Origin of the sequence: Fictibacillus phosphorivorans (assembly GCF_023715845.1) — a bacterium.
In the GTDB taxonomy this organism is placed as follows: Bacteria; Bacillota; Bacilli; order Bacillales; family Fictibacillaceae; genus Fictibacillus; species Fictibacillus phosphorivorans_D.
In genome coordinates this window covers 1-8,523 of sequence record NZ_JAMBOR010000040.1, presented here as the reverse complement: position 1 = coordinate 8,523, position 8,523 = coordinate 1, and the positions used below count along the sequence as shown (strand labels likewise).

9 protein-coding genes are annotated in these 8,523 nt (G+C 40.8%); 2 read left to right on the top strand and 7 right to left on the bottom strand.

Features of this window, described 5'->3' with window-relative positions:
• A partial coding sequence (locus tag M3206_RS19260) for an IS3 family transposase (protein WP_425590697.1) occupies positions 1-85 on the top strand: 85 nt, incomplete at its 5' end.
• Between the two features lie 87 nt (positions 86-172).
• Here M3206_RS19260 and M3206_RS18585 read toward each other — a convergent pair.
• The 7 genes from M3206_RS18585 to M3206_RS18555 form a co-directional block, all read right to left on the bottom strand.
• Entirely contained in the window at positions 173-817 is a 645-nt protein-coding gene (locus M3206_RS18585; protein WP_251314013.1) for a phosphatase PAP2 family protein, read from the bottom strand.
• 15 nt (positions 818-832) lie between these two features.
• Positions 833-2,011, bottom strand: a complete 1,179-nt coding sequence (locus tag M3206_RS18580) for a DNA polymerase IV (RefSeq protein ID WP_251314012.1) — start codon at positions 2,009-2,011, stop codon at positions 833-835.
• A gap of 82 nt (positions 2,012-2,093) precedes the next feature.
• Positions 2,094-2,591 carry a MarR family transcriptional regulator gene (locus tag M3206_RS18575; RefSeq protein WP_251314011.1) on the bottom strand — a complete coding sequence of 166 codons (498 nt, stop codon included), beginning with the start codon at positions 2,589-2,591 and terminating at the stop codon, positions 2,094-2,096.
• A gap of 197 nt (positions 2,592-2,788) precedes the next feature.
• Positions 2,789-3,919, bottom strand: a complete 1,131-nt coding sequence (locus tag M3206_RS18570; RefSeq protein ID WP_251314010.1) for a M20/M25/M40 family metallo-hydrolase — start codon at positions 3,917-3,919, stop codon at positions 2,789-2,791.
• A gap of 17 nt (positions 3,920-3,936) precedes the next feature.
• On the bottom strand, positions 3,937-5,484 hold the full coding sequence (locus tag M3206_RS18565) for an acyl-CoA carboxylase subunit beta (RefSeq protein ID WP_251314009.1): 1,548 nt from the start codon (positions 5,482-5,484) through the stop codon (positions 3,937-3,939).
• Between the two features lies 1 nt (position 5,485).
• Positions 5,486-6,331: a methylmalonyl-CoA epimerase gene (mce, locus tag M3206_RS18560; protein ID WP_251314008.1), complete on the bottom strand. Its 846-nt coding sequence runs from the start codon at positions 6,329-6,331 to the stop codon at positions 5,486-5,488.
• Positions 6,332-6,353: 22 nt separating this feature from the next.
• Entirely contained in the window at positions 6,354-7,994 is a 1,641-nt protein-coding gene (locus M3206_RS18555; protein WP_251314007.1) for an acyl-CoA mutase large subunit family protein, read from the bottom strand.
• Positions 7,995-8,179: 185 nt separating this feature from the next.
• Between M3206_RS18555 and prli42 the strand changes: the two genes are divergently transcribed.
• Positions 8,180-8,272: a stressosome-associated protein Prli42 gene (gene prli42 / locus M3206_RS18550; RefSeq protein ID WP_349774026.1), complete on the top strand. Its 93-nt coding sequence runs from the start codon at positions 8,180-8,182 to the stop codon at positions 8,270-8,272.
• Positions 8,273-8,523: the final 251 nt, after the last annotated feature.

Below are 8,523 nucleotides of genomic sequence, written 5' to 3'. Positions count from 1 at the left end.
AGAATTTTACAATACAGAAAGATATCAATGGACATTAAGCAGAATGACCCCGGAACAATTCCGAGGTCATCTAATAGCTGCTTAAATGGACTTTTTATAAACTGTCTAATTTAAAGGGAACAGTTCACAGGTGATGAGATGCCAGTTTTTTTGTGTAAGAAACTCCTACAACTCAAATACTCCTTCTTCCCTTTAGCCATCGATAAAAGAGTATACATACAAGCAGCCAAGTCCCGCCTGCCAGATAGCCCCCTATCACATCGGTAGGGTAATGGACACCTAAATAAACCCGGCTGAAACCGACCAAAAGTATAAAAAGACCAATAAGGAAATAAATTATTTTTTTGTAGGGTTGCAGAATGGAGTAGTTTTGAACGAGCAAGTATGACAACATTCCAAAAAAAGCTAGGGGGATCATTGCATGTCCGCTTGGAAAGCTATAGCCTGTTATATCGATTATCCGATCAATTTCAGGTCTTGGCCTCTCAAACGATCCCTTTAACCAATGGTTACCAAATCTTACACCGAGCAAACATATCCATAAAACTAGCGGTTCTCTCCATTTTCTTTCTGCTAAAAGCCAATATATCGAAAGGAGAACTATAATTACATATTGGTATGGCCGGGAAGCTGCATTTGTGAGAAATATAAAAAGTGAGTTTAATGGAGACTGGTGCAAATGGGATACATGCTTCATCGACCACACATCTACAGCGTAAATAGAAGGCTGGTGGTACAGATAGCCGAACATCATAAAGAAAACCATAAAAACCGCAATTAAAATGATTGTTCTTTTCATGCTGTTAGTAAGGGTCATTCAAATTCTCAGCTCCTATTTATATTTTCCCCTTTTAATTATCCCTTCACCGTGTTTTCTTTCTATCGACGATAGCACGTCATGCAGTAAAGCTTGCTTTTCATTTTTCTCGATCGAAAATAGATCGAGCTGATAAGTCGCATTCTCTCTTTCCACAACCTCAGAAGCTGTTATACCTAAAAGTCGTACAGGTTCTTTGTTCCAGTGTTGTCTAAACAATTGTATAGCTATTTTTGAAATTTCAGCTTGATCCTGAGTAGCGTTCAGCAACATCTTACTGCGTGTAATGGTCTTCCTGTCGCTGTATCTAATTGTAATGGCAATCGTTAATGCCATGTACCCTTTTGTCTTTAACCGATTCATTACTTTTTCGGAGAGTCTTTGAAAAACTGCTTCAGCTTCACTTGTGCTATTGATATCCTCACTTAATGTAGTAGAACTTCCGATTGAGCGAAAATCACTGGCAGAACTTGGGTCGACTGGCCGTGGGTCAATGCCATTGGCTCTTTCCTTCATTTTGAGACCGTTGATGCCAAAACGCTGTTTAATTTCGTAATCTGCTGCCTCCGCTAAGTCTTTCACGGTAATAATTCCATATTTATTTAGTTTTTCTTCTGTTTTCTTTCCTATACCATGAAGCTCTCCCACTTTTAACGGCCAAAGTTTTTTGGCAAGATCTCGTTTCCTTAGAACCGTGATACCTAGTGGTTTTTTCATATCAGATGCCATTTTAGCGAGAAATTTATTCGGTCCGATTCCAATCGAACAAGGTAGTTTTAATTCATTCAAAAGCCTTTGCTGAATCTCTTCTGCGGTCTCTAAGGGAGATTCGCATTCTGTTACATCCATATAACCTTCATCAATCGAAACGGGTTCTACCCATTCCGTGTATTCTTGCAAAAGCTGAAACATTCTTGAGGAATAGCTTTTGTATGTTTCAAAATCTGGAGGAACAACAATCAAGTTTGGACAGAGCTTCCTCGCTTGCCATAGCGGCATTGTCGTCTTGACTCCTTTTTCTCTTGCTTCATAGCTGCAGGTTACGATAATCCCTTTTCGTTCCTCCACATTACCTGCAACAGCAAGAGGTTTTCCACGCAAATCTGGATTTTGCGCCATTTCAACAGAAGCATAGAAGCTGTTCATGTCTACATGAAAAATGATTCTCCTTTTCGGTCTATGAGATTGATACAACATGAAAACTCCTTTTGGAAAGTATGTTTATTAGTATATGTTAGCGAATGAGCTTTAAAAACAAGAGAAAAAGACAAGGTATTTACCTTGCCTCATGCAGCCTCTTCCCAGTTTCCTCGACCCAATCCACAAACTCTTCGCCGTGAAAATGCTTATTTAAATCCTTATGTAATTGAATGAGATCTCTATAAAATTCACGTTTGTCTCCATCTTCAAGCCACTGTTGCAGGAAACCATATAATTGGCAATTGAAGCTAGTCGATTCCTTATGTTTTTCCTTACCCTTTTCAGTTAAATAAACATATGAGATACGGCGATCATCATTCTTTTTCTCCAGCGTGACAAGACCCTTGTCTTTTAACCGTTTAATGACTTGCATAACTGTAGAAACATCCCATAATCCATAATAGGCAATCTTAGAGATTGTAATATCCTTTTCGAAGGAAACAATCCATAAGATATGTTGTTCAGCTTGTGTTAATCCGATGGCTTTAGCGGATTTCTGCCAGTCCTCTTCAAGGACTTTATAAACGCCACGCATATAATTAACCATGACATGCATGTCCGATAACTGACTCATCCCATCCCCTCCCCTGAAATAAGAGTTTTAAAAATTACCAATATTTTCTTTTGTGCGATAAAATCATCTTACATAATCCTCAAATCAACTGTCAACTTTAATAGATTAATTTGTTAACTATTATTACAAAAACAGGCATCCTGGCCTATAGGAAAACAAAAACTTGGCGAAAATTCGCCAAGTTTCGTCATACTCGTTTAATTTCCAGAAGCAACTTCAATGACTGCAAGTACCATTTCTGCAGTTTTTGTCAGTTCTTCAATAGGCATTCTTTCGTTCGTTGTATGGATTTCCTCGTAGCCAACAGCGAGGTTCACCGTTGGGATTCCATGCCCAGCAATGATGTTTGCATCGCTTCCACCGCCGCTATGAAGAAGTCTATGCGGGCGTCCGATCTTTTCTGCAGCTTTTTTAGCAATTTCAACAACATGGTCTCCGTCACTAAACTTAAAGCCTGGGTACATGACTTCAATTTTAACATCAGCACGTCCGCCCATTTCAGCCGCAGCAGATTCATAGGCGTCTTTCATCTTTTGCGTTTGTGCTTCCATCTTTTCATGGATCAAAGAGCGCGCTTCCGCTAACACAAATACGGTGTCGCAGACGATGTTTGTTTGTTCACCGTGACCTCCGCCATGGAAGTGACCGATGTTTGCAGTTGTCTCTTCATCAATTCGGCCAAGAGGCATGCGTGAAATAGCTTTTGCCGCGATTGTGATCGCTGAGACACCTTTTTCAGGCGCTACACCAGCGTGTGCAGATTTACCATAAAGTGTTGCTCGCACTTTTGCCTGAGTAGGAGCGGCTACTATAATATCGCCAACAGGCCCGTCACTATCTAGGGCAAAACCGTATTTTGCTATCATTTTCGAAGCATCAAGTGCTTTGGCTCCAACTAACCCTGATTCTTCTCCAACTGTGATGATGAACTGAATATCCCCATGAGCGATATTTTGTTCTTTCAGTACTTTAATAGCTTCAAACATAGCAGCGAGACCCGCTTTATCATCTGCTCCAAGAATTGTTGTTCCGTCTGTGACAACATATCCGTCTTTAATGGAAGGCTTCACTCCTTTGCCAGGAGTTACAGTATCCATATGTGAAGTGAAATAGATTGGATCCACTCCGTCTTTGTTGCCTTTTAAGGTGCAAATTAAATTTCCTGCTGCATGATCTGTTTTAGATTCAGCATCATCTTCATAAACATCGACTCCAAGCTCTTCAAACTTTTTCTTAAGCACGATAGAAATTTCCTTTTCATATCTTGTTTCAGAATCAATTTGAACAAGCTCTAAAAACTCATTTAATAAACGATCTGCATTAACCATATGTATTTCCTCGTTTCTTATAGTGGTATATTCCCATGCTTTTTATAAGGTCTTTCTTCTTTCTTGTTGCGCAGCATATCTAACGCCTGGATACACTTGATTCTCGTTTCTCTTGGATCAATTACATCATCAACCATCCCATTTGCCGCTGCAATATAAGGGTTAGCAAACTTCGTACGATACTCTTCAATCTTATCTGCTCTGGTTTTTTCAGGGTTTTCACTGTTTTCTATTTCTCTATTGAAGATAATATTAGCCGCTCCCTGAGGTCCCATTACGGCGATCTCAGCGTTTGGCCACGCGAAGACCAAATCTGCACCGATAGATTTACTATTAAGTGCAACATATGCTCCTCCATAGGCTTTACGGAGAATAATCGTGATCTTTGGAACAGTGGCTTCAGAATACGCGTATAAAATTTTCGCTCCATGCCTTATAATTCCACCGTGCTCTTGTTTAACACCAGGAAAGAATCCTGTCACATCTTCAAATGTGATGATTGGAATGTTAAACGAATCACATAAGCGAATAAAACGTGATGCTTTGTCGGATGAATCAATATCAAGACCTCCAGCCATGACTTTTGGCTGATTACATACTAATCCTACCACTTCACCCTTAATTCTTGCAAAACCTACAACGATATTTCTTGCGAATTGAGCATGCACTTCCATAAACGAATCTTTATCTACTACTTCATTAAGAACTGTTCTAACATCATAAGGTCTTGTCGCATCAAAAGGAACGAGCTCAGTTAGTTCAGGACGGTAATCTTTTTCATCGCCCCAAGGGAGTACAGGCGTCTTCTCCTTATTATTCTGCGGAAGATAAGAAATTAACCTTCTAACATCTTCTAATACTTCCTCTTCAGATGATGCTGTAAAGTGAGCGTTCCCGCTTTTAGATCCATGGACTTCGGCACCGCCTAAATCCTCGGAGGAGATTTTCTCTCCTGTTACCGTTTCAATTACCTTTGGACCCGTGATAAACATCTGACTTGTCTTTTCAACCATGAAAACAAAATCAGTGATCGCCGGAGAATATACGGCTCCTCCCGCACACGGTCCCATGATCACGGAGATCTGCGGAATGACTCCTGAATAGACGCTGTTTCTATAAAAGATATGCCCGTAACCATCCAGTGACATAACACCTTCCTGAATCCGTGCACCCCCAGAATCATTTAGACCGATAAATGGAGTACCGTTCTTGGCTGCTAGGTCCATGACAGCAGCAATCTTTTTGGCATGCATCTCACCTAGCGCACCGCCAAATACGGTGAAATCCTGAGCGAATAAATAAACAGGCCGGCCATGTATTTTTCCATAGCCTGTAACGACCCCTTCACCCGGTGCTTTCATACCAGAAAGCCCGAAGTCATGTGTGCGATGTTCCATAAATGGATTTAGTTCAACAAAGGTATCTTTATCCAATAAAAGATCGATTCGTTCACGTGCTGTCAGTTTTCCGCGTTCATGCTGTTTGTCGATACGGTCATCTCCGCCGCCTAGTTCAATCTCTGTCTTCTTTTCATAAAGTTCATTGATCTTTTCATAGATGTCCATTCTAAGCTTCCTCCTTTTTGCTCTTTTCACATAGTTCAAATAACACTTTATGGGAAGAAGAAGGATGCATAAATGCGACTTGAGCTCCTCCTGCACCACTAACAGGAGTTTCATTAATCATTTTGATGCCATTCGCTTTCAATTCATCTATGCGGCTTTGAATATCTGAAACTCCTAAAGCGACATGATGCACTCCTTGGCCACGCTTCTGAATGAACTGACCAATCGGACTGTCATCAGACAACGCTTCTACTAATTCAAGACGGGTTTCTCCAATTTTGATAAAAGCCACTTTTACCTTTTGTGACGGAACCTCTTCTATCGCTTCAAGCGTAAGTCCTAACTGGTTCACATAAAAGGGCAAGGCTTCATCTAACGAGGATACCGCGATGCCGATATGATCGATCCTTTCGGGCGGTGTTGCCGCTCCTTTAGAAGAAGAAATTCCATCGCGTTCAAAAACGGCTTTCTCTATAAACTTAGCGGTTTCAACCGTCGGTGTCCCAGGGGTAAACACTTTTTTAATTCCCTTTGACTCTAAGAAAGGGATGTCTTCCCATGGAATGACACCTCCGCCTACAACGATGATATCGTCTGCGCCTCTTTCTTGAAGGAGTCGCATCACTTCAGGAAAGAGTTCGTTATGTGCACCAGAAAGACAAGACAACCCAATCGCATCTACATCTTCTTGTATGGCTGCCGCCGCGATTTGTTCTGGGGTCTGCCTCAACCCTGTATAGATAACTTCCATCCCATAATCTCTAAGTGCCTGAGAAATCACAAGGGCACCTCGGTCATGACCATCCAGTCCTGGTTTTGCAATTAATACACGGATTGTTTTTTTCATCTCTATCCACTCCCCCTATTTCTTAGACGCCGGTATATTCTCCAAATTCCTCACGAAGGACACCACATATTTCTCCCACTGTACAATAGGATTTGACACATTCTAAAATGACAGGCATTAAGTTGTCTTGACCTCTTGCTGCTGATCTAAGTGTTTCCAACTGAGCGCTCACTCGGTTTTGATCTCTCGTAGATTTTAAGGTTTTAAGTTTTCTCTTCTGTTTTTCACCCAATTCAGGATCTACTCTTAACAGCTCGGGCTGCTCTTCATTTTCTATCGTAAATTTGTTCATACCGACAATGATCTCTTGTCCGTTTTCAATCTTCTTTTGTGTTTCATAAGATGTATGATGAATTTCACGCTGCATGTATCCTTGTTCAACTGCTGATACAGCTCCACCCATCTGTTCAATCTTAGCAAGATACTCGTTTGCTATATTCTCTAATTCATCTGTCAGACTTTCAACATAATACGATCCAGCAAGAGGATCTACCGTATCCGCCACTCCTGTTTCATGAGCAAGAATCTGCTGAGTTCTAAGCGCTATTCTTGCTGATTCTTCTGTTGGTAGAGCTAGTGCCTCATCTCTAGAGTTCGTATGAAGACTTTGTGTCCCACCCAATACAGCAGAAAGGGCCTGTGTTGTAACTCTTACAATATTATTATCGGGCTGCTGCGCCGTTAGAGTAGAACCGCCAGTTTGGGTATGAAAACGAAGCTGCCAGGATTTTGGGTTTTTTGCCCCATAACGTTCTTTCATTAATTTCGCCCACATTCTTCGTGCGGCTCTAAATTTAGCAACCTCTTCAAAAAATTGATTATGCGCATTAAAGAAAAAGGCTAAACGCGGTGCAAAGTCATCGATTTCAAGACCTGCTTCCAATGCTGCATCTACATAGGCAAGACCATTCGCGATCGTAAAAGCCAGCTCCTGAGCCGCATTGGCCCCAGCTTCTCGTATGTGATAGCCAGATATGCTGATCGTGTTCCATTTCGGTACTTGTGATTGGCAAAACGCAAAAATGTCCGTAATTAAACGCATGGAAGGCTTTGGCGGAAATATGTAAGTACCGCGAGCTATATATTCTTTTAAGATGTCATTCTGAATCGTTCCGGACAGCTTATCTGCAGCAACTCCCTGTTTTTCGGCAACTGCTATGTACATAGCGAGCAGTACGGATGCAGGTGCGTTTATCGTCATAGACGTGCTGACTTTATCAAGCGGTATATCTTTTAAAAGAGCTTCCATATCTTCTAATGAGTCGATTGCCACTCCGACTTTTCCTACCTCGCCGCGGGACATTGGATGGTCAGAGTCATAGCCGATCTGCGTTGGAAGATCAAAAGCAACAGAAAGACCTGTCTGGCCCTGTTCTAACAAATATCGAAACCGTTTATTTGTCTCTTCTGCAGATCCGAAACCTGCATATTGCCTCATGGTCCAAAATCGCGCTCGATACATGGTTGCTTGAGAGCCGCGTGTATAGGGATATTCTCCAGGCAGCCCTAACTTATCTATAGGATAAGTTTCTTCCTCAGCACCATATAGACGTTTAATCTCAATATCTGATGATGTATGAAATCGTTCTTTTCGTTCAGGAAATCTATTCATTAAATGCTCGGTCTTTTCTTGCCAGTTCTTTAAACGCTGTTGTTTATCCATTAGAGGCCTCCTGTTAACAAAGAAAAATATTCTCAACATAACATCTTTCGTTTTGAAAGCGCTTTTTCCTGCTTGAATTCGCAAATTTTCGACGAAAGTTGCAAGAGAGGCGATTCATAGAGTTCTTGTTTCTCATTTACAAAAACGATACAATTGAATCGGAAAAGCTTTAGGAGGTAACGACTATGTCTCAAAAAATGATGAAAACCATTGTATATATTATGATTATTTCTCTTGTATTAAGCAGTCTGCTTACAGGAATTGCATTTTTCCTATAATCAAATCAAGAGGAGGAAGATGGGGAAAGTCCATCTTCTTTTTTTATCTTTTTTAAAATCCCAAGCAAGAATGACGATAAGTCTAGCTGTTTTAGAGGCTAAGTAAAAACTAAAAAGGTTAGTTTGAGCGAAAATGGACTTCTGTCAATAAAGTGGAGATAAATTTTGTGAGAAATATTCAATTGAGTCCCATTCTTAAGGGATTTTCATATGAACATCAATGAGCCTCTTCACAGAGGCTTTTTATTATG

Excerpts from the sequence above, each read along its gene's own strand:
- M3206_RS18585 (WP_251314013.1), bottom strand. The coding sequence starts at position 817 with ATGACCCTTACTAACAGCATGAAAAGAACAATCATTTTAATTGCGGTT.
- M3206_RS18575 (WP_251314011.1), bottom strand. The coding sequence starts at position 2,591 with ATGAGTCAGTTATCGGACATGCATGTCATGGTTAATTATATGCGTGGC.
- M3206_RS18570 (WP_251314010.1), bottom strand. The coding sequence starts at position 3,919 with ATGGTTAATGCAGATCGTTTATTAAATGAGTTTTTAGAGCTTGTTCAA.
- M3206_RS18565 (WP_251314009.1), bottom strand. The coding sequence starts at position 5,484 with ATGGACATCTATGAAAAGATCAATGAACTTTATGAAAAGAAGACAGAG.
- mce (WP_251314008.1), bottom strand. The coding sequence starts at position 6,331 with ATGAAAAAAACAATCCGTGTATTAATTGCAAAACCAGGACTGGATGGT.
- M3206_RS18555 (WP_251314007.1), bottom strand. The coding sequence starts at position 7,994 with ATGGATAAACAACAGCGTTTAAAGAACTGGCAAGAAAAGACCGAGCAT.
- prli42 (WP_349774026.1), top strand. The coding sequence starts at position 8,180 with ATGTCTCAAAAAATGATGAAAACCATTGTATATATTATGATTATTTCT.